Genomic DNA, 22,630 nt, shown 5'->3' on the forward strand with positions numbered 1-22,630 from the left:
CTTAATGTCATTATACAGCGTAACATTCGCCTGAGTTCCCTAGGGCCAGGCGTCTGACAAGCGGATACCAAAGGGGACTTCACCATGAATAAGCCCGTTTTCGACAAGGTTACCGGCGAGGCCATCAATGTCGGCGATATGATCGTCGAGACGCTTCCGGGCGATTCGAAGCGGGCAGAGACGGCGAAGTCGGTCCTCGACATGATCGACGAGACGCTTCCGGGCGATACGGAGCGGGCTGAGGCGGCGAAGTCGGCCCTCGACTTTCTGGCGGACGAGCTAGATGGGCGACGGTCCATCATCGCGACAGATGCTGCGTCGACATCCTCCGAATACGCCCCTGTTTCCGATGTGAAGAACGAGTTGGACGGACGGCGCTCGGTCGTGGTCGATGCAGCCGCGGCATCTTCCGATCAAGTCCCGGCTTCCGATGTACCGGCGAGCAAGTTGTCTCCATCCGCGGTCGAAGAGGTCTCCAAGACGGTCGTGGCGGATGCTTCTCCTTCCATGGTTTCCGGGGCTGGTTCCTCAGTATCTGATTCTTCTAAGCAGTCATTTGCGCCATCCTCATTCGGTGCCGATACCAGCACGATGGGGACTGAGACGGCCGTTACAGGCTCGATGATCACTCCCCTTGCCACTTTCCCGGTAAGTGTAGTCCCCGGTTCCGATTCCGATACGGTGGGCGACTTCTTCGATATGCGTGAGCTCACGGAGTATCGCTTCAGGTTCACGCTTTTAGGCGGAAACGATACGGCTTATGGAAGTAGAAACGACGATACCTTTGAGGGCGGTGAGGGACATGATTACTTCGCGGGCTTCAACGGTGACGACTGGTTCTATGGAGGCAATGGTTTCGATACCGTCGATTATTCGGTAGAGGAGGGTCGTGTTGGGACTTTGGGGGGTGTCTTCATCAACCTGAGTACGCAAGACCTATGGATAACCTGGAATGGCACGGTGGCGAGGCCCTTATCCGGCTGGGGTGGTGTCGTCGGTCGGTTCGGAGATCGTGATTTTCTCTCTGGTATTGAGGCGGTAAAGGGGACGAGGTACTCGGATGTTTTCCATGCCGATAATGCTCTCGACAGCTACCAATTCGAAGGACTTGACGGAGACGACGATTTCTATGGCGGTTCGGGGGACGATACCCTCGTCGGAGGGAACGGCTCCGATTTTATCCGCGGTGGCAAAGGAAACGACAAGCTTTATAGCAACAATTTTGCAAACCACACTGACAGCAACGTCGACCAACTCTACGGCGGCGAAGGTGATGATACCATTTATGCAGGTGATTTTGACGATATAGCCGTCGGCGGAAAGGGCAACGACTGGATTTATGCCCAGCGCTTCATCTATGGCGATACATACGAAAACGATTATGCCTGGAACATCGATCTCCAGACGCGTCGGGCCACCCGGGCCGATGGGCAGGAAGTCGATACCTTTGCCGGCTCTTTTAGCCAATATTATGTCCTCGGCAGCAGGAACAGCGATACGATCAGAGGCAGCGCGGGCAACGATACGCTCGATGGCGGTGCCGGTTACGATCTGTTCATTGGCTCAGAGGGGTCCGATCGTATCGATGGCGGAGTGAACGGCGCGACCGAAGGGGCCGCCGTCAATTATCAAGCTCTAATCAGTGGCGGAGTCACAATCGATCTAAGGCTACAGCACGTCTGGAAGGCGTCGGGGGGGCAAGATACTCTCATTAACATTTGGAACGCCTTCGGCACGGATACCAACGACTACATCTATGGCTCCGATTTATCGAATACTCTCTACGGCAATAACGGCAACGATGTCATGGCCGGGGCCGGAGGCAATGACTACATTTATGGCGGTGATGGGCTAGACAAAATTAGTGGTGATGACGGAAACGACGTCATCGACGGCGGGAAAGACTACGACACGATTATCGGCTCGACGGGCAATGACATCGTTGATGGTGGGGTCGACGGTGCGGAGATCACTTACGAACTACTTTCTGCGGGCATCGTTCTCAAGCTGAACGGCGCCGGCGGCGGTTCTGCCCAGAAGGGTAGCAATGGAACCGACACGCTTGCCAATATCCAGAATGTCACCGGGACCAACTATATCGATCGCCTGGAAGGAGACAGCGGCCGCAACATCCTCAAGGGCGCAGGCGGCAACGATCAGATCTACGGTATGGATGGCAATGACGTGCTATACGGCGGCGCCGGTACCGCGACTGGGCAGGGAACCGGCGACGACAAGCTTTATGGTGGGGCTAACCATGACCGTCTCTACGGCGAGGACGGCAACGATATCCTCGATGGCGGCACGGGCGCGGACACCATGGTGGGTGGCGAGGGGAACGACATCTTCTATGTCGACAGCCTCGGCGACTTCACCATTGAGCTGGCTAATGAGGGCACCAACGACTTCGCCTGGATCGGCGTAAAGAATTACGATGCCCGCAAGCTTGACAATATCGAGAACTGGGCGCCAGTGGCAGGAACGGACGGAAGCCTCAACTATATCGCCCTCGCGCCGGAGCAGGATACAATCATAGGATCGAGCATAGGAGCTCTCGGTTGGGTTAACGAAGGAGCTCAGACGGCCAGTGCGGTTGCCGCCATTTGGGCGGCCGACGATGGTAATGGCGGGCAGCTCAACTACTATCTCGGAAATATTTTCGGCGGCCTATTTGAGATCCGCCATGTCGGCCAGGGCGTGAATGCCCCGAACAAAGGGCCCAGTTCTGCGGATTATGTGTCCCCCAATCGGTATGCCCAGATCTGGATAACAAGGCCTGCCGATTTCGAGGCCATGGTGGCGTCGCAACCTGACAATACGGGCTCCTATATCCGTGTCGATGCTACGACTGGCAAGAAATACTATGTTCTCACCATTCACGCTGAGGAACAAGATGTAGCCGATGGCGGCTTGGTTTCCACGAATGTCGGCACTATCGAGATCGAGATCCGCAATATCGACGATACTGCGCCGAGCGCCCCTGTCTTTAACAGCGGCCCTAGCATTTACCTTCCCGAAAACACGACCTTCGCGGCGCAGCTCTTCGCCGACGATGTCGACACGCCTTCATCGAATCTGAAATATTTCTTCGATTATTCCTATGGCTTGGCGGCTGACGGCAATGGCAAGTTTGCCATCGATTCGCACGGGCGCGTGGTGCTCGCAGACCGGAATTCGCCGCTGGATTACGAATCCCTGGACAACCATGAAATCAAGATCTACGTGCGCGCTTATGACGGTGCACGATATGGCGCGACCCGGGTATTGACCATCCATGTCACGGACACCAACGATCGGCCGGACGCTCCTCTCTTCAACGGAGCAGCCATCAGCTTCAGCACGCCTGAGAACCAGACGTTCTCCGTGCAGCTGACCGCTAAGGACGAGGATCGTCCTCCGAACTCGATGACCTTCCGGTTCGATCCAAACAATCCCAATGCAAATTGGAATGGATTATTCGCGATTGATGCGAGTGGAAAACTCGTCCTTGCGGATCCGAATGTGCGCTTGGATTTCGAAACCATGCCCGTGGGCGGATATAAGGTCTATATCCAAGCGAATGACGGCACGGGCCAGCCGAATTCGTACAGCGAGGTTCGCGAGCTGACGATCTTCGCGACGGATGGGCGCGATGTGCCGCTGGCGCCGAAATGGGACCTCGGCAACAACGTAACTTCCACTTTGATTACCGTTGATGAAGGAACGGTCGCGCTCCCATACCTGATCAAGGCGACGGATCCTGACGGTCAGCAACAGGATGTTCGTTATGCCTTTGTCGCTCACGCAGGAAGCTACAATAATTATTTCGACATCGACTCGAGGACGGGTCAGGTCACCGCGAAGCCAGGGTTTTCCCTTATCGCTCAACAGACCCCGATCATCGAACTCTACGTCCAGGCCACGGATACCGACGGACAGAGCCAGGTCCAGCGGCTCACGATTTATGTAAGGGATGCCACCGACGACGCACCCATCGTGACCATGGTTGACGATGGTATTATCGCTGAGAACCAGTCTGGAAATACCTACGCCTTTATTGAAGCCGAGGATCCTGAAGGATTCCCGATCACTTTTGAATGGGCGAGCGACGTTTCGCAGCGTATCAAGGACCTCTTCATCCTTGACGCCGGCTCGGGCGCAATCAGTGTGCGCACGACCCTCGACTATGAAGCTCAGGACGGTGTGATCATCCGCGAAAACGGTCAGACCTATTACGAGTTACATATCGTCGCCAGGGAGCAAGGCAATGGGCAGCCCTCATTGCCGGCAACCGTGCGCATCCACGTCACGGATGCTAACGACGCTCCGGTTCTGTCGACCCCCGAAAACACGGTGTCCGTCAACGAATTCGCCCGGAACGGCGATGTGGTGGCGACCTTCACGCTGACAGACCAGGATGCGAACGAGCATTTCGTATACGAGATCTCCGGCCTTCTGCCCGGCATGGAGGGCGCATTCGGGGTTGATTCCTCCGATCCGTCCAATCTGAAAATCGTGGTTCTCGACCGAACCAAGCTGGCTGTTTCGGACTTCACGTCCATGGTCTTGACCCTGACGGTCAAGGACCACAACGGCGGCCCGGGCCATCGGACCGACGAGCTTAACTTCTTCGTCACGATCATGAATGATCAGGGCGATCTGCCTCCGTCGATGATTCAGCTGGACGGCGGCATCACCGGTTGGGCGGCTGAGGATCTGGGCGTACGCGGCGTGGTGGGCACACTGTCGGCGCAGGACGAGAACCCGGCCGGGTTGACCTTCACCTTCGTCGGTGGCTTCGACGGAGCTGGCCACTTCGAGATCGACCCTGCTACACATCAGGTCAAGGTGAAGACCGCCCTCAACTTCGAGGACCCGGTCGTCACGGACCCCAGGCTCGGCCTCCAGCAGGATTCGGGCGGCAAGTTCTACCTTCTCAAGGTGCAAGCTAGCGACGGCGTAAACGCCCCAATCGTGCAGGCGATCAAGGTCTACGTCACGGACGTGAACGAGCGGCCCACCGCCCCGACGCCGGCGACTTTGACGCTGGCCGAGAACATCACCGCTGGAAACGGCGATGCGCTGCTTCTCACGGTGAGCGGTTCGACCGATCCGGACGGCACGACGCCGAGCTATGCCTTTGCCACGGGCGGCAATCCGACAGGCAAGTTCTCAATCGCGGCCAATGGTGAGATCGCGCTGATCGACGGCGAGACGCTCGACTACGAGGACATCCGCCTGGAGACGGACAACACCGGACCGGTGCCCCGGAAGTACTACAAGCTCCTGGTGGTGGCGACCGACGGCTCCCTCAGCTCCGACCCTTCCGAGGTGAGGATCTACATCACCAACGAGGACGAGGCGCCGAACGCTCCGATCTATACGGGCGAGCCGACGGTGGCCGAGAACCTGGACGCCGCCACGGTGGGCACGATCGTGACGGTGAGCGGCTCGACCGATCCGGAAGGCGCAGGGGTCACCTACGCGCTGTCAACTGCGGCTGACGCCAATCCGGGCAACCGCTTCGTAGTGGGCACGGACGGCACGATCAGCCTGGCTGCCGGCGTAAGGCTGGACTACGAGGCTACGGATCTGAACACGGAAGGCACGGGGGTCAACTTCCGGAAGTTCTACTACGTGAAGGTGGTGGCCACCGACGGCAGCAACGTCTCCACTGTGACGTGGGTGAAGATCTTCGTCACGAACGTGAACGAGGCGCCGACGGTTCCGACGCCGGCGAATGTGGAACTGGCCGAGAACACCACCGGTGCAAGCGGCGGCACGCTGCTGCTCACGGTGAGCGGCTCGAGCGATCCGGACGGCACGACGCCGAGCTATGTCTTTGCCACGGGCGGCAATCCGACTGGCAAGTTCGCGATCTCGGCCAACGGAGACATCTCGCTGATCGGCGGCGAGACGCTCGACTACGAGGGCCTCGGCCTGGACACCGACAATTCCGGACCGGTGCCCCGGAAGTACTACAAGCTCATGGTGGTGGCGACCGATGGCTCCCTCAGCTCCACGCCTACCGAGGTGAGGATCTACGTCACGGACCAGAACGAGGTTCCCGTCTTCCAAAGAATGACGGGCGGCCAGATCACCGAGACCTATCACGCCGGCCAGGAAGTCGGGACGCTGCTCGGGTACGATCCTGAAGACGGTCTTGCCGTCTCGTACACCTTCGCAAACGGCACGCTGATCAGTTCCGATGGTGCATTCCGCATCGTGGGCGACAAGATCGTCGTGAACGACGAGTCGGCGATCCAAGTCCTCTCCGGCACTGCAAGCCCGCAATACCAGATCGTCATTCATGACCAGCACGGCATGTCATCGCCGGGCAGCATTACGATCGATATCAGTGACGTTCCCGGCAACCAGCCTCCGTCGCAGCCGAGCTACAGCGGCACGCCGACGCTGGCTGAGAATGTGGAAACGACGGATGTCCTGGTGCAGCTCTCTGGCGCGGTCGATCCGGAAGGCCAGGGCGTGAGTTACGCCTTCGCCGCCGCCGGCAATCCTGACGGTCTGTTCGCGATCTCGAACGATGGCAAGATCACCCTGGCCGCGGGCAAGTCGCTGAACTACGAGGCGGAGGGCTTGAACACCGATAGCACCGGCACGTATTACAGCGTGCTGGTCGTTGCCAAGGATCCGGCCGGCAACGCGTCGACCGCGACGGAAGTGCGCATCTACGTCACGGATGCGAACGACGCTCCGACTCTGTCGGCTCCGAATACCACGGTGTCGATCGGCGAATTCTCACAGAACGATGATGTTCTAACGGCGTTCACGGTCGCGGACCCGGATGCGAACGAGCACTTCTTGTTCGATCTCACATATTCCCTCGACTGGGCGATGGGCGCCTTCCGAGTGGATGCATCGGATCCGACACGCCTGAAGATCGTCGTGGCTGACAAGGACAAGCTTGAAATCGATCAGAACGAGACCTTCACGCTGACCCTGACGGTTAGGGACAAGAACGGCGGTCCGGACTCTATGGTCGATACGATCACCTTCACCGTCACGATCCTCAACGATCAGGGCAACCTGCCTCCGCATGATATCATGCTGGATAACATCACGGTGCCTGAGGGTTCGGACCCGGGCGACGTGGTGGGCACCCTGTCGGCCACCGACGAAAGGCCGGACCTCCTGACCTATAACTTCGTCACTGGCTGGGATGGGGCAGGTCACTTCGAGATCGATCACACCACGAACCAGATCAAGGTGATGGCCGCCCTCAACTACGAGGATCAGGTCGTGACCATGCCTGGTACTGGTCTTGAGGACGATGGGGCCGGCAACCGCTTCTACCGCCTGAAGGTGCTCGTCAGCGATGGCGCCAATCCGGCGGTCGAGCAGGAGTTCCTCGTCTTCGTCACGGACAAGAACGAGGCGCCGACGGCGACCTATACCCCTGTCGATGGAATCGTCGTCGGTACGCTGCCCGATACGGTCGTTGCGAACATCATGATCAACGATCCCGACGTGCGTCAGGAATTCCGTGATTTCCACTACCAGCTCGTGACCGATCTCTCGGGCAATACCGTGTACACAGGTACCGACTTCAGGGTCGACGAGAATGGCAACATTGTCGTGGACGGGGCGCTGACTACCGGATCGAAGACGCTCTACGTCAAGATCACGGACAGCACCGGTGCTGATGCCAACACCATCGTTCAGCAGGTTACCTTCACCGTCGGAGAGGGGAACATCGCGCCTGAAATCATCGTCAATGGTGATACCGATTGGACCATTCCCGACACCGCGACGGAACAACCGTTCCAGAATCTCGCCTTCGAGGATGACGACGCCGGGACGGGTGACGACATCACAGTCACCATCACGTTCGACCGCAGCCACGGCACCCTCACCAGTGTCTTGGGACAGGCGGGGCGGGATTATTTCTACGATCCGGTGAATCCCAACAAGTTCATAGTCACGGGATCGATCCTTCTGGTGAACCAGATCGTCCAGCATTTGACCTTCAATCCGAACGACCAGTTCGAAGGCTCGGCTGACCGGACGACCGATTTCTCCGTGCAGGTGACCGACGTTCATGGGGCGACCTCTCAGCCGCAGATGGTCACCGTCATCGATACGCCGAACAACCAGGCGCCGACGCTGACAATCCAGGATAACCAGGAGCACTTTGTCATCCAGGACAACGGCCAGGGTTCTGCCGGTGTGGTGAACCCCTTCACCGGACTTGAGCTGGGCGACAACGAAAACGATGAACTGACCCTTCAGGTGAAGTTCCACGCCGCGAATGGATCCTTGGGGAACGTCGACTCGATTCCCAACTTCGTCGCGGTCTCCCACGGCGATCCCGATGCCCAGGGCGACGTCACATATACCTTCGTTGGGACGAAGGCGGCTCTCGCAGCCTTCCTGGCCGCGGTCACCTTCGACGCGTTCAACGACTCCGCCGCCGGCGGGCTGGTCACGACGACGTTCACCTTTGCTCTGACGGATAACCTCCATGCAGTGGTAATCCCGACGGAATCCGTCACGGTTGTGACGGAATCGAGCACCAATGGACGCCCGGTTCTGTTCATCGATAATGATACGAGAACGACCAATGCGACGGACGACGGCCTGGCCGTCTACCCGTTCCGCGGCGTGGACATCTCGGATGCCGAGGATGACGATCTGGTGCTGACGATCACGTTCCTAGGAACGGCGGATCAGCTTCAGGGAACTGGTGCCGTCACCGGCACGTCAAATCCGGACGGCACAGTCACCTTCCGGTTTGTAGGCAAAGCAGTTTCTCTGGATGCGGTCTTGCATCAGCTGACCTTCAATCCGCAGAACGGCTCGGCCGACGCTGGTGCGGTCGACACGGTCTTCAAGATCCAGTTGAGCGATGCCTTGCACGTGCCCGTGTCCGACCAGGTGATCGTGCACACGCAGGATGGCGACGACAGCAACAACATGGAGCCCGTGATCGACATCTTCCCAGGCACGGAGACCACGCCTGCGTGGAGCAACGGTCCTGCGGTGTTCCCGTTCCGGGGCGTCGATATCTCGGACGAGGACGACGACCTCCTGACTCTGACGATCTCGTTCGAGGTAAACGAAGGCACTCTGAGCGGGGCGGGTTTGCCTACCACGTGGACCGAAATGGGTGGGATCCGGACCTACGTGCTGACCGGCAGGGCCGACGATCTGGATGCAATTCTGCGTCGCCTGGCCTTCGACCCGCGCAATGACGCGCCGAATGAGACGCGCTTCACGATCTCGGTTCAGGACTCGACCCATGGTCCGGTGACCCGCCAGGTGATCGTCCAAACGGCCGAAGGCGGGAACGGCCTTACGAATGACGAGCCCACGATCGAGTTCGCACCGGGCACGGAGACGACACCAGCCACGGATAATGGCTCCGCCGTCTACCTGTTCCGCGGCGTCGATATCTCCGACAATGAGGATGACCAGCTGATCCTGACCATCCGGTTCAGCGATGCGGCTGGTCAGCTCTCCGGCTTCGGCTCGCGGCAAATCATCACGTCGCTGGTGGACGGCATCCGCACCTACATCGTCATGGATACGGCCGATAATCTGGACGCGTTCCTGCACGGTCTGTTCTTCGATCCGAACCCGCTGGCGCAGGACGTGAATAGCCTGGATACGATCTTCGAGATCTCGGTTCAGGACACCACGAACCCGCCGGTTCCGGCCCAGGTGACGGTGCACACGACCCACGGGACGGACGGCGCGGGCAACGCCCAACCGACCGCGACGTTCATGGAAGGAACGCAGGTCACGGCCGCCACCGACGACGGTCTTGCAGTGCTGCCGTTCCGCGGCCTCGATCTGACGGATGCCGACGGCGACAACCTGACGGTCAAGATCACCTTCGACGGCAGGCTAGGCAGCCTGACGGGCTACGATCCGACCCAGGTCCACGTGACGACGTCGGGCGCCATCATCACGCTCACCTTCACCGGCACGGCGGATGTGCTCGATGGTGTCCTGCAGGCTCTCAGCTACGATCCTGCCCAAGACGCGATCGGTGCGACTGTCTTCACGATCTCGGTCCAGGATGTGTATCACGATCCGTTCATCACCTCGGCCACGGTGAACACCACGGATGGCGGCTCGACGGGCGATGTGAACCATGCTCCGGCGGCGCCTACATGGGACGACAGCTCCGCCCTGAAGACCATTGACGAGACGGCTGCCGTCGGCTCGCCGGTGGGCAACCTGAATGTCCAGGACCCTGATGGGGACGCTGTCGTGGTCGGGTTCTGGTACGAGAACGCCTTGCATGCGGTGAGCCAGGACAACCGGTTCTGGATCGACAGCGGCGTGGTGAAAGTGCTCAACGCCGCGGTCGACGACGACATTCCCGATCTGCCCTACCTGGTGCGGGCGGTGGACAGCCATGGCGCCTTCACCGACAGCACGATCCACATCGCGATCACCGGAGAGAATGCTGCACCTGAAGTGGATGGCGTCAATCTTGGTACCGGGCCGGCGGTTACAACGATCAGCTTCGACGAGTCGCTGCAAGCCGGCGGTTTCGTGGCGCAGATCGTGGCGCGCGACGACGGCAACCCGAACGATCTCGTATACTTCATGAACGATCCGAGCCACCTGTTCGACATCGACCAGGATACGGGCCAGATCACGCTGCGCGATGGCGTCGACTACGAGACGCTGGCGGACCATAGCTGGACCGTGACCGTGTGGGCGAAGGATCGCAACGGTCAGGCGAACGGGCTTGAATCCACGCATGTGAACATCACGATCGACCTGCACGACGTGAACGAGGCGCCGACGGCGGTAAACGTGGGCACCCTGGCAACGGTTCGCGTCGGAGCGCACCTGGGCGACCTGGTGACCACGGTCAGTGCGGTCGACCAGGATACGAACCCAACCTACCAGAACAACGTGTTCAAGTTCCTATTGTCGAATGGCACGCTAAGCGACGAGAGTGAGGATCACTTCTTCACGATCGATGCGTTCGGCAACGTGAAGCTGAAGGCGGACGTGGCGGCGGAGGGTACGCATACCTTCAAGGTTGTGACGTACATGGCAGGCGACGAGGCGCACTTCGTGCAGTCGGCGGAGCAGACCGTGACGGTGCTGCCGGATGATACCGATCCAGGCCCTCTCCCGGCCCAGCTGTTGGACAACCGGACGGTCGTGGAACATGCCCAGGATGGGTCAGCTGTGGGTCGTCTGATGACCCTGAGCTCCACGGGGGAGACGTTCAGCTATGCCATGATGGCGGGCCAGGATGCCGACGGACGCTTCGAGCTCGTAGGGAGTGTCCTGCGTGTCAAGGATGGGTTGCGGATCGACTTCGAGCAAGGCCGCGAGTTCCATGTGAAGATGCTCGTGACGAGCAGCTTGCACGGCACTTTCGAGCAGGACTTCCTCATCACTGCTCGCAACCTCGACCTGGAAGTGGTGGATGGAGACGATCGAGGCAACATGATCGTGTCCGGGAATGATTCTGACCAACTGAATGGCTGGGGCGGCAACGACACACTCATCAGTGGTCTGGGAGACGATCAGCTCACAGGCGGAGACGGGGACGACACCTTTGTCTTCGATCAGGTGACGTTCGATCACTTCTCGGACGTCGATAATGTCAGATACATCACCGATTTCGACGTGAATCACGATCATATCGATCTCTGGCAGTCGGCCTTCGACACCTTGGATCTTGGGGCGCTCACCGACTTGAGCTTCCATTCGGGATCTTTGGCCACGATGAACGAGAACAGCCGCATCATCTACGATACGGAAACGGGCGATCTGTTCTACGACATCGACGGATCGGGCAGTGACTTCGAGTCGATCAGGATCGCCACGCTTCTGGATGATCCGACCAATCCAGGCTTCAAACCCCATCTCTTGGCCAGTCACATCAGTGTGGTCGAGGCACTCTGGTAAGAAACGGAACACAATGGTTGATTAAGGAAAGATACATTGTATTATTGCAATGCATCTTTCCTATCTCGCGACAGTGAGCAAGGCGATGGATTTGTAAAGGGAACAGCTCGACGGTTGCTGGTGATGGGCGGGCGAAACGTTCGGGTATGCAAGGCCGCCATGCTAACTTAACGTAACATTACAATATTTAATAAGGATCAGGAGTTCAAAATGAGCTATGCTCTCACAATCGCGGCAGGTCCTAATGGTGCACAGGGAACGGGTACGAACGGGCCGTACTTGGTGCTGTTTGACGAGAACATCGGCGATGCCACAGTCATTGGCGAAATCACCGGCTTTGACTCCACGCCAAGCAATGTGACTTTCCATACGAATTCGTCCGGCGTTCTGCAGAATATGGGGGGACGTTACTCCATTATCAGCCAAATCGACGGCGGTGGGGTCAAGCACTGGTACCTTGTTGTAACGGGAGGGATGGGCGGCGCGGCCAGCGCCAACTTCAACTATGAAGGAACGCGAAACCATACGATCTGGATCGATGCCCTCGACGGCTCGGGCGGTCTGATTGGCGAAGGCAACTACACCGTCACCATGCGGAACCTCAATGAGGCTCCGACCACCATCAATTTTGGAGCTCAAGCAACCATCACCGCGGGGCAGGCTCCAACTGATCCAAATGTGATCAAGGCCACATGGGCGGGCGATCCTGATACTCCGACCAATTTCCGGACCAACGGCTATGGCTTCCTTCTGAGCAACGGTAACGTGGTCACCACGGATGGAGGCTTCTCTATCGATGCCAACGGCCAGATCACAACAAATGCTAACTTCGCCACGGCTGAAGTAGCCGGGATCAGAAGCCTTCAGGTCGTCACCTATGTGATCAACAACGGAGTTCCTGACACGACTGTCAGGACCGTTGTGCAGAAGGATATCACGATCTCGGCAGTCCAGACCACACCTCCTTCGTTTACAGCGACGACGACGACGGTTCCTGCGGAATCGACTGGTACGACGTATGCGACGCCGTTCAACGGCAATCTGTCGGTGAGCTACGGCAACGACACGGATCAGTTGACGGTTGAGGTGACGTTTGCGACGGCGAACGGTGCGATGCAGAACGGAACGGACGTGGGCAGCGGCGGCTCGCGCCTCTACACGTTCACGGGTACGAAGAGCGCGGTGAACACCTGGCTTGCGGGTCTGCAGTTCAACCCGACGGACTCGTATACGGGGACGGGTCAGAACACCAACTTCACGGTGACGGTGAAGCCGCAGGGCGCGTCGGCGTGGTCTGCGACGAGCACGGCGATCACGGTTGCGGCGGACATCAACGACAACGCGGCGATCACGGCGGGCGAAGTTGATCAGGCGGTGTCGGTGGGTTCGGCGATCAATCCGTTCGACGGCATTGCGCTGACTGACGAGGAGAACGACGACATCACGCTGACGGTGACGTTTGCGGCGGGCGGCGGCACGTGGGGYGGCCTGACGAGCACCGGCGGCGTGACGGTGACCAACAACTCGGGGACGGGTTCGATCACGTTCGTGGGCAAGGCCGCGCTGGTGACGGCGTTCCTGGACAACGTGACCTTCACGGCGACGGCTGCGGGGACGAAGACGTTCTCGTACACGGTTGTGGACCAGCACACGGCGGCGGGCCAGCACACGACGGCGGTGTCGGGAACGCCCTTCACGGTGACGGCGACCAACAATCCTCCGACGATCTTGGCTCCGACGATCGTGGGCTCGGGCTCGAACGGCACGGGCGCGGATGCGGGCAAGATCGTGTTCAACGAGGATGCCGGAGCGGTGCAGATCTTCGACGTGGACGCGACGGACACTGATGGCACCATCGCGAGCTATGCAATCTCGGGCACGTATCCGGCCGGCGCGTTCTCGATTGATGCGAACGGCACGGTGTCGGTGAACACGGCGGCTCTGGGCAACACTACGGCCGACAGGCCCTTCACCCTGACGATCACGGCAACCGACAACGGGGGCGCTACGGGAACGCGCACCGTCGACGTGGTAGTCAAGAACAACGTCGTCGACAACGACGCACCTGTTCTTGGCAATGTTCCTGCAGGCCCGACAACGGTCACCACCATCACGGATCTTCAGACAACCAAACCGTTTGAGACTGTCACGATCACTGATGACAGTGCTTCCGTGACGGTCCTGGTATGGCTGGATGATCCGTCGGAAGGTGCGCTCGCGGGCACGGGCTTTGCCTGGGACAATGCTCTGAATGCCTATAAGTTCGTCGGTTCTCCTACCAATGCACAGGCTGCCATTCAGAGCCTCGTCTTCACGCCGCAGGCTCGCCCGAACGCGGCTGTGGGAGCCGAGCAATCGACGACCTTCACGATCTCCGTGTCGGATGGACAACTAGCAACCGTGAACTCCAACATCATCGTGAAGGCTACGGCGGCAAATCGTGCTCCCGTGCTCGTCGCCGATGCTGTCACGAAGACCATTGCGCATGACCAGAACGTCACGTTGGTGAATCCGTTCAGCGCAGTCGGTATTACGGAAACGAATGCCAACGATGACGTGACGTTGACGATCACCCTTGATGATGACGCCAAGGGTGTCCTGTCGAACCTGAGCGGCTTCACCTATGACACGAACAACCATTGGTATACGTTTACCGGAAACGCGGTTGCTGCCCAGGCTGCCATTCAGGCGCTTCGGTACAATCCGCGTGATCGCGCAGGAACAACCGTCAGCGAAACGACGACCTTCACCATAACGGTGAAGGACGAGCAGAACGCAACAGTGACGAGCTCCAACATTAAGGTGGAATCAACTCCGACGGTTGTCCCCAACAATGCTCCGACCGGCCTGTCGCTGAGCAATGCTTCCGTCCTGGAGTACACTCTGCCGGGTGCGGAGATCGGCACATTCAACGCAACTGACGCGAACAATGATGCTCTCACCTACTCGCTCCTCGACAATGCGGGCGGTCGTTTCGCCATCACGGGCAACAAGCTCGTACTGGCGGGACCCGGCGTCAACTTCGAAGAAGCCGCGTCTCACCAGATCAAGGTGCAGGTCAGCGACGGCCACGGTGGCGTGATCGATCAGGTCTTCACCATCGGCGTCGGCGATCAGCTCACCCTGAACAAGCGCGGCACGAAGAAGCTCGACAAGATGAGCGGCTCCACCTTCGACGACATCCTCAAGGGCGGTCCTGGCAACGTCAAGGACGTCATCAAGGGGTTGGCCGGCGACGATAAGCTCTATGGCGAGGGCGGCAACGACTCGATCTTGGGCGGCGACGGCATCGACAGCCTGTATGGCGGCAAGGGCAACGACACCCTGAAAGGCGAGGCCGGAAAGGATCTCCTGAAGGGCGAGGCTGGCGACGACAAGATGTATGGCGGCCTCGGCAACGACGTCCTCTATGGCGGCGCTGGCAACGATCTCCTGAAGGGCGATGCCGACGACGACGTTTTGTACGGCGATGCCGGCGACGACAAGATGTATGGCGGCCTCGGCAACGACAAGCTCTATGGCGGCGCTGGCAACGATTTCCTGAAGGGCGATGCCGGCGACGATGTTCTGTACGGCGATGCCGGCAACGACAAGCTCTATGGCGGCGCGGGGAACGACACCTTCGTCTTCAATAAAAAGACCAACAAGGATACGAATTTCGACCAGATCTTTGACTTCAAGTCAGGTCAGGATAAGCTTTTCCTCGACAATGCTGTGTTCAAGAAGCTTGGAACGACCGGTACGTTCGATGCACCTGTGAAGCTTGATGCCACCATGTTCACGACGAACAAGGCCAAGGACAAGAACGACTACCTGGTTTACAAGGGTGGCGTGCTTTACTACGACGCCAATGGTTCCGGTAAAGGCGGTGAGGTCGAGATCGTGAAGATCAAGGGGCTGAAAGCCGCCGACATCTGGATCATCTAACGAGTCGCTCGGCTTTGATGGTAACCCCGGCAGGAAAACCTGTCGGGGTTATTTCGTTGTTCCGACAACCGGTAATCGGCTTGGGATATATCTCAAGGAAGTAAGTCATCCCGTGGCTTGGTGCGCTCGGAGTGCATACAGCCAAAAGACTCGTCCATGGCATTACGCAAATGGACGAAGGAGGTGATCGAAAATTGTTCTCACGCAAGTGAAATCAGCTCTTTTCTTCGCTCGCTCTTACTTTCATGACGAACCGGATCCCCGTCGCCGGAAATGCCTCGTGAGAGCCATGCGATGCCTTCTATAGCGGTTTGGGGTTGAACGGGATCGGGAAGATCGGACTCGATGGCGGTCAGGGGCGTGAGCACAGAGGCTCGCCATGACCGCACCGTTGTCCCAGGACCTGCGCCGGCGCATCGTCCGTGCTGTTGAGAAGGGCAGCTGATCCGTCACGCTGCCGCTCGTTACGAGGTCAGCCCCTCAACCGCCGTGAAGCTCATGCGGCGTCTACGCGAGACCGGCTCGGTCAGGCCGGATCGGATTGGTGGCCATTGTCGCCCGGTGCTCGAGTCGCATCAGGATCTGCTCCGATCCCTGGTGGAGGCCAAGTCCAGCATTGCGCTCTCCGAGATCCAAGCCGAACTGCGCACCCGTGGGATCAAGGTGCGCCCTCTCGACCATTCACCTGATGCTCAAGCGCATGGACCTGACGCACAAAAAAGGCACTCCGGGCGGCTGAGCAGGACAGGCCGGATGTCGCTCGGGCGCGTCGGCGCTTTCGCGTGTGGCAGCGCTTCATAGACGCGAACCGCTTTGTCTTCCTGGACGAGACCGGGACTGCCGCCAACAAGACCCGGCGCTACGGCAGGGCACTGCGCGGGCAGCGGTGTAATCTGAATCATTGATTTTCGGGATTAGATGGAATCTTGCGATATTGGCCAGGCGGGCGAGGTCCGGGCTGATATCAGGCGGGGCTTGAGGATGGAGGATCAAAGATCAGGCGCTCCCGCTCGCGCATACTGAAGCGATGGACGGCGGATTTTGAAGGCGCACAGTCCTTTCCCGAATTTTCCAAGCACTCCTGCGCAATCGTCTGATTATAGGCATTTGCCTTCAGGCGTTCGCGGACGAAAGCGGCCACTTCGGGATCTTGGTCGATGCGGCTAGATCGTTTTCTCTGTTGATTAAATCGCACTGGGAATTCACGGGGATTTTGAAGCGTGATTCAAGATGTGTGCTGGCTGAAGGCCAGCATGCATGGTCCGACCGTATTCGAATGATCTTCGTCAACGGGCTGTCAGAGCGCTTGAGGGTGGCGAGGGCTGTCGTGTTGTTGCGTCGCGGTTTGAGGTCGCTGTGTCGTCGGTGGTCAAGTGGTACCAGAGGTATCAGGCGGTGGGGAGCGTGTCCCCCGGACAAGATGGGCGGGCATCGGCGCCGGGTGCTTGAGCCTCATCGGGCCTTTATCGTCGAGCGGATCGAGCAGGTCCCGCATCTGAGCTTGCATAGGCTTAAGGACGATGGCCGGGCTTGGCGTCAAAGTCTCGCATAATGCGATCTGGGGAGTTTTTCCGGCGGAAGGGGGCTCAGTTTCAAAAAACACTGTTCGCTCTTGAGTAGGCGAGGGCCGATATCGCCCGCCGGCGCAAGCGCTGGAAGAGCTGGCAGTCTCGCCTGGATCCCGCACGGCTGGTATTCATCGACGAGACCTGGATCAAGACCAACATGGCCCCAGCTGCGGGGCTGCGCGGGCCGCAAGGGTCAGCGGCTGCGCGGCTTTGCGCCCCACTCATTGGCGCACCATGATCTTCCCCGGCGCGCTACGCTGCGACCAACTTACTGCGCATGCGTGTTTGACGGGTCCATCAACAACGGCCAGGGCTTCCTCACCTATGTCCAGCAGCAACTGGTGCCGGTTCTGAAGGAGGGCGACATCGTCATCATGGACAATCTCGCAGTCACAAGTCGGCCGCCTCCGTGAAGCCATCGAAGCCGCTGGTGCAAGGCTCTGGTTCCTGCCGCCCTATCGCCCGACCTCAATCCCATCGAACAGGTCTTCGCCAAGATCAAGCATGGGATGAGACAGGAGCGAGTTGTGCCGATCAATCCATCACGGCGGCTTTGAGGATACAGACCATCGTTGCGCGCCCGGGCATGTTGCCGACGCAGCGCACGATATGCCGCCGGTCGCAGCGATAACGCAGGGTCTCACCGGCCTTCGCCTGATGGGTCACATCGCCTATCTGAACCTCGAACTCACCTTCCAGGACGGAAAGGCATTCCACCGAGCCGCGCTGATGTCCGTCGGAATCGAGCTCGCCGCCGGGTTCCGATTGGACGTCGTACCATTGCAGCCATTCGATGGTCTTGATCCAGCCCACGATGGCGAGACGCATCTTGCCGTCGTCCGAGACGAGGATCGGAGTGTCGGCCTTGGAGGATTTTTCGATGAAGGGCTCTTCGTCGCTGGTCGCGAGCACGCGCTCGATGGATACGTCCAACGCCTGGCTCAGGCGCCAAATGGTGGCGAGCGTCGGGTTCGTCTCGTTTCGCTCGATCTGGCTGATGATCGACTTGGCGACGCCCGATTGTTCGGCGAGTTCCGAGAGGGAGAGGTTATAGGCCTTGCGCAGACGTTGGATCGTCTTGCCCATGTGACCGGAGATGACCTGCGCACCCATATCCAGGTCGCGGTTTCGCTCTTTGCCTTCGACGCCCATGATGCAATTCACCTTCGTCCGAAATTCCGAACGTTCGTTTCATAAAACGGTTTTGGGGGAGAAGCGGGGTCCGGTCAAGGGTCGCTGATGCGGCAAGAAGCCGGAGAGTGCCGCCTCTCGCTCAGCCGCCCCCCGGACGCCGCGAGCCAGCTGCCAGTTCAGCCGAACGCATCAATCCCAGATGATGCTCCCGCCAGACGACGAAAAGGCCTGCTCCGGCCACGATAATGCCGCCGATCACGACGGTTTGTTCGGGCAGATCGCCGAACATGAACCAGCTGAAAATGACGGCCCAGATCATTGTCGTATATTCGAAAGGGGCGATGATGGCCGTGTCGGCGTGGCGGTAGCTCTGGGTCAGAAGGATTTGGCCGATGCCACCGAGAATGCCGATGAGAACGAACAGAAGAAAATCCTGCAGCGGCGGCATGTTCCAGCCGAAGACGATGGTGCAAAGACCGAGTCCGGACGAGAGAAGAAAGAAATAGAAGACGATGGCCCCCGTCTTCTCGGTCTTGGTCAGCCGGCGCACTTGGATCGTGGCAGCGGCCGAGCACAAAGCGCCGAGCAAGGCGAGGGCAGCGCCAAGGGTAGGGCCTACCCCCATGGCGCCCGTAAAAATCTTGGGGTTGAGATAGGGCGAGAGCATGATGAGAACGCCGACGAAACCGATAGCGACCGCCGTCCAGCGATGACCGCGAACTGTCTCCTTCAGGATGATCGCGGCGAGGACCACCGCGAGAAGCGGTGATGCATAGCCGATGGCGATGGAATCGTGCAGAGGCAGATAGGCGAGCGCGGCAAAGCCTAGACCCATGCCGCAGGTGCCAATAAAGCCGCGCAGAAAATGGCCTGTCACATTTTTCGTTCGCACCGCGTTGATCAGATCGCCCTGCCAGCCCAGCCAGACGATGAGAGGGATCATCGCGAAGGCCGAGCGAAAAAAGACCATCTGCCCCGTTGGATAGCGATCGCTGACGATCTTCAACCCCGCCGACATCATCGTGAAGGCAAGAGCGGATAGGACTTTAAGGATGATTCCGAGAACAGGTTTCACGAAAAGAAGCCAAGCAACACAGGCAGCGCACACAATCACGCCAGATTGATTCCGGGAAGATCATCTGTCCGATGAAAGCTCTGCATGTATTGCATGCACCTTCTGCACATTAGTGAGGCAGGCCGGCCGAACCGAAACGGGGGAAGGTGTGGTGCTGAGCGGTAACATCGTTGCCGCAAGTTGGGTCCTGCAGTTCCTGGGTTTCCTCGGTGGAAATCATCGCATTGATGCGGGTCTCCAGGTAGCGCAATGTCTCGATGATGCGATCGATTCGGCGGATGGCTCCGTCCTGCACATCGCTTGCAGCAGCAATCCGCGTGGTCTGAAAGCGGATATGATCGCCGTCGGTTGCCGGGCTTTCAAGCTGTGTCGTGGCTTCGCGGATATCCGCGGCGCTGTCCTTGAGCGCTCGCGAAATATGATCGAGCTCATCTTCCTCGCTCGCCGGGGATGATGAAGGGGTCAGCGCGCTTTTCGTTCGAGCGATGGCAACGGCCATATCCGACAGGTTCTCTCGCGAAACCAAATTCGACTTGAACGAGCCCCCGAGATTGTCGATTGCCCTCAAAACCGCATCGGTATCGGCATTGCGATTGCGGCGGGCGTATTCCTTCAGGAACCAGCGACCCCGTTCCGTCTCCATGACGGCAGCTTCGATGGCGTCGTAATCCGAGTGTTTGATGGCGAGGATTGTCTGCTCGTGGGCCATGACAGTCCTTCTTTGCACGATGCTTGATTCTTTACCCAAGGTTAAGTGGCATGCGATCTGGAACGCCCTCAAGAGCTCTGATAAGTTTTCCTGTGATTCCTTGACTGTTCTCTGGGCATTTCCGCCAGAAAGTTTCTCCTATCATGACGGCTTTGAGGGCGCTTGGGCTCCGTCTTTCGGCGCTGCATGCGATTTTCTTTCTGAGCTCCGGCTTCTACGTCCCGTTCTTTCCCGTCTGGTTGCAAAGCAAGGGCCTGAACCCGGCTACCATCGGCCTGATCGTTGCGATCCCGACCGTTATCCGCGTTTTTGTCGTCGCGCCTCTCCTGACCTTGTCCGACAAGGGGTTGGGTGCACGACGCCTGCTGATCGTGTTCAACATCGTTCAAGCCGTCGGATTTCCACTGCTCTGGCTGGCGGAGAGCGGGTTTGCCATCATGGCCATCGTGGCGGTGGTTTCGGTGGCACAGGCATCCATGATCCCGGCGAACGACCTCGTGACGACAAACGAGGTGCAGCGTCATCCCGGCTTGAATTACGGGCTGATCCGCGGAGCCGGATCGATCGCCTTTCTGCTGGCGAGCATATGCGCCGGAAATCTGCTGGGTCTGCTGGGGACCGATGTCGTGATCGTGGCCATTACGGTCTTCCCCATTCTGGGTATCGCGGTCGTCGCCCAGACACTGCCGCCCGATGTGCCTCGCGGGCAACGAGGAAGCGAAGCTTCCGCCTTCAGTGCGACCAGCTCTCAGAGACTGCCGCTTATTCTGTATTGCGCCATGTTCGGCGGTGCGCTGACGCAAAGCAGCCACGGAGCCCTGAATGCCTTCGGCAGCATTTACTGGCAATCGGCGGGCTTTTCGGATGCGACGATCGGGTATTACTGGGCGACTGGCGTTCTCGGAGAAATCATCGTTTTCCTCGTCCTCGGCCGCCTTGTCGGGCGGGCAAAGGCGGGCCTGATCCTGCTCCTGATCGGAGCGGTGGCCGCCGTGCTGCGGTTCACGAGCATGTCTCTACACCCTGGCCTCGCTGCGGGCTTCGTGCTGCAGGCGATGCATGGACTGTCCTTCGGCGCCTCGCATCTCGGTGTCATTTCCTGCTTCGCGGCTCTCGCGCCGCAGGGCGCGAGAGGGCGGGCGCAGGGCATCTACGGTTCGGCTGCGGCCTTCGCGACGGTCGCCACGACCGTCGCGAGTGGCGAGATTTATCGCGTTGGCGGCTCGCTGGTTTTTGCCGCGATGGTGCCGCTGGCATTTGCAGGCGCAATCCTGATCCTGATCGGCTTGCACCTGCAGAGAACACAGTCCCGGATGGTTCAGCCCCAGAGTGTGGGCTCGGGCGGATAGACGAGGCTTCCCTCGTAACGTAGGCCGGGCTCTCGATCCTTCGCGAGAAGAAGCGGGCCATCGAGATCCACGAACCGGGCGCGTGGCGCGATGACCATGGCCGGAGCCATGGCGAGCGACGAGCCGACCATGCAGCCGATCATGATCGCGAGATTTCGCGCCTCGGCCGCTTCGGCCATGGCGAGGGCTTCAGTGAGGCCGCCCGTCTTGTCGAGCTTGATATTGATAGCGTCGTAAAGGCCGACGAGCCTGTCGAGAGTGGCGCGGTCGTGCACGCTCTCATCCGCGCAGATCGGAACGGGCCGCTTGATCTTCGCCAGGAAACTATCCTCTTTCGCGGGTAAAGGCTGCTCGACGAGAGCAAAACCCGCATCGGCGCAGGCAGCGAAATGGGCCGCGAGATTGTCTTCGCGCCAGCCCTCGTTGGCGTCGGCGATCAGGGTCGCATCGGGGGCAGCCCGGCGAACTGCCCGGATACGCGTGATGTCGCCGTCCGGGGCTCCAAGCTTGATCTTGAGAATGGCGCGGTCCTTCGCCTTCGCGGTCGCCTCGGCCATGGCTTCGGGCGTGTCGAGGCTGATCGTGTAGGCCGTTGTCGCGGCGGGCCAGCGAGCAACGCCCGCCGTCACATGGGCCCGGATGCCTGAGCGCTTGGCGTCGAGGTCCCAGAGGGCGCAATCGACCGCGTTGCGTGCCGCTCCCGGCGGCATGGCTGATTGAAGGACCTCACGCGTCATACCGGCTTCAATTTGCGGTGCTATGGCCTCGATGGCAGCAGCGACACCCTCCACGGTCTCGCCGTAACGGGGGTAGGGAACACATTCACCATGACCTATGACGCTGTCTTCGCGAATCGTTGCTGTCACCACGACGGCTTCCGTGCGGGAGCCGCGAGCGATGGTGAATTTGCCTGCAATCGGGAATTTCTCGATTGAGACGGTCAATTTACGAGCCATTTGATGCGTTCCGTGAGTTTCGTCCTGAA

Annotated in this window: 7 protein-coding genes and 1 pseudogene; 4 read left to right on the forward strand and 4 right to left on the reverse strand. The window is 59.3% G+C overall.

Annotated features, from left to right (window positions below):
* Positions 1 to 84 precede the first annotated feature (84 nt).
* The 3 genes and pseudogenes from AB4072_RS08245 to AB4072_RS08255 all read left to right on the forward strand — a co-directional run.
* Positions 85 to 11,883, forward strand: a complete 11,799-nt coding sequence (locus tag AB4072_RS08245; protein WP_441966999.1) for a cadherin domain-containing protein — start codon at positions 85 to 87, stop codon at positions 11,881 to 11,883.
* A gap of 210 nt (positions 11,884 to 12,093) precedes the next feature.
* Complete coding sequence (locus AB4072_RS08250) at positions 12,094 to 15,810, forward strand: hypothetical protein (protein WP_441967000.1); 3,717 nt, start codon at positions 12,094 to 12,096, stop codon at positions 15,808 to 15,810.
* Between the two features lie 1,257 nt (positions 15,811 to 17,067).
* A pseudogene (locus tag AB4072_RS08255) lies at positions 17,068 to 17,896 on the forward strand (IS630 family transposase); the annotation flags it as partial.
* A 16-nt stretch (positions 17,897 to 17,912) separates the two neighbouring features.
* On the opposite strand, the gene AB4072_RS08260 reads toward AB4072_RS08255, so the two are convergent.
* The 3 genes from AB4072_RS08260 to AB4072_RS08270 all read right to left on the reverse strand — a co-directional run bounded on the left by AB4072_RS08260 (position 17,913) and on the right by AB4072_RS08270 (position 20,296).
* Positions 17,913 to 18,530: a helix-turn-helix domain-containing protein gene (locus tag AB4072_RS08260; RefSeq protein ID WP_441967002.1), complete on the reverse strand. Its 618-nt coding sequence runs from the start codon at positions 18,528 to 18,530 to the stop codon at positions 17,913 to 17,915.
* A 121-nt stretch (positions 18,531 to 18,651) separates the two neighbouring features.
* Positions 18,652 to 19,587, reverse strand: a complete 936-nt coding sequence (locus tag AB4072_RS08265) for a DMT family transporter (protein ID WP_441967004.1) — start codon at positions 19,585 to 19,587, stop codon at positions 18,652 to 18,654.
* Between the two features lie 109 nt (positions 19,588 to 19,696).
* Positions 19,697 to 20,296, reverse strand: coding sequence for a hypothetical protein (locus tag AB4072_RS08270; protein WP_441967005.1), 600 nt, complete (start codon positions 20,294 to 20,296; stop codon positions 19,697 to 19,699).
* Positions 20,297 to 20,439: 143 nt separating this feature from the next.
* On the opposite strand from AB4072_RS08270, the gene AB4072_RS08275 reads away from it, so the two are divergent.
* Complete coding sequence (locus AB4072_RS08275; protein ID WP_441967007.1) at positions 20,440 to 21,645, forward strand: MFS transporter; 1,206 nt, start codon at positions 20,440 to 20,442, stop codon at positions 21,643 to 21,645.
* On the opposite strand, the gene dgcA is transcribed toward AB4072_RS08275, so the two are convergent.
* Positions 21,615 to 22,601 (reverse strand): N-acetyl-D-Glu racemase DgcA, encoded by a 987-nt coding sequence (gene dgcA / locus AB4072_RS08280; RefSeq protein ID WP_441967008.1) that lies wholly within the window; start codon positions 22,599 to 22,601, stop codon positions 21,615 to 21,617. The two genes, AB4072_RS08275 and dgcA, sit on opposite strands and share 31 nt — an antisense overlap.
* Positions 22,602 to 22,630: the final 29 nt, after the last annotated feature.

Origin of the sequence: Microvirga sp. 2MCAF38, assembly GCF_052115485.1 — a bacterium.
Classification (GTDB): Bacteria; Pseudomonadota; Alphaproteobacteria; order Rhizobiales; family Beijerinckiaceae; genus Microvirga.

Coding starts and splice junctions, on each gene's coding strand:
- AB4072_RS08245 (WP_441966999.1), top strand. CDS start 85: ATGAATAAGCCCGTTTTCGACAAGGTTACCGGCGAGGCCATCAATGTC.
- AB4072_RS08275 (WP_441967007.1), top strand. CDS start 20,440: ATGACGGCTTTGAGGGCGCTTGGGCTCCGTCTTTCGGCGCTGCATGCG.
- AB4072_RS08260 (WP_441967002.1), bottom strand. CDS start 18,530: ATGGGCGTCGAAGGCAAAGAGCGAAACCGCGACCTGGATATGGGTGCG.
- dgcA (WP_441967008.1), bottom strand. CDS start 22,601: ATGGCTCGTAAATTGACCGTCTCAATCGAGAAATTCCCGATTGCAGGC.
- AB4072_RS08270 (WP_441967005.1), bottom strand. CDS start 20,296: ATGGCCCACGAGCAGACAATCCTCGCCATCAAACACTCGGATTACGAC.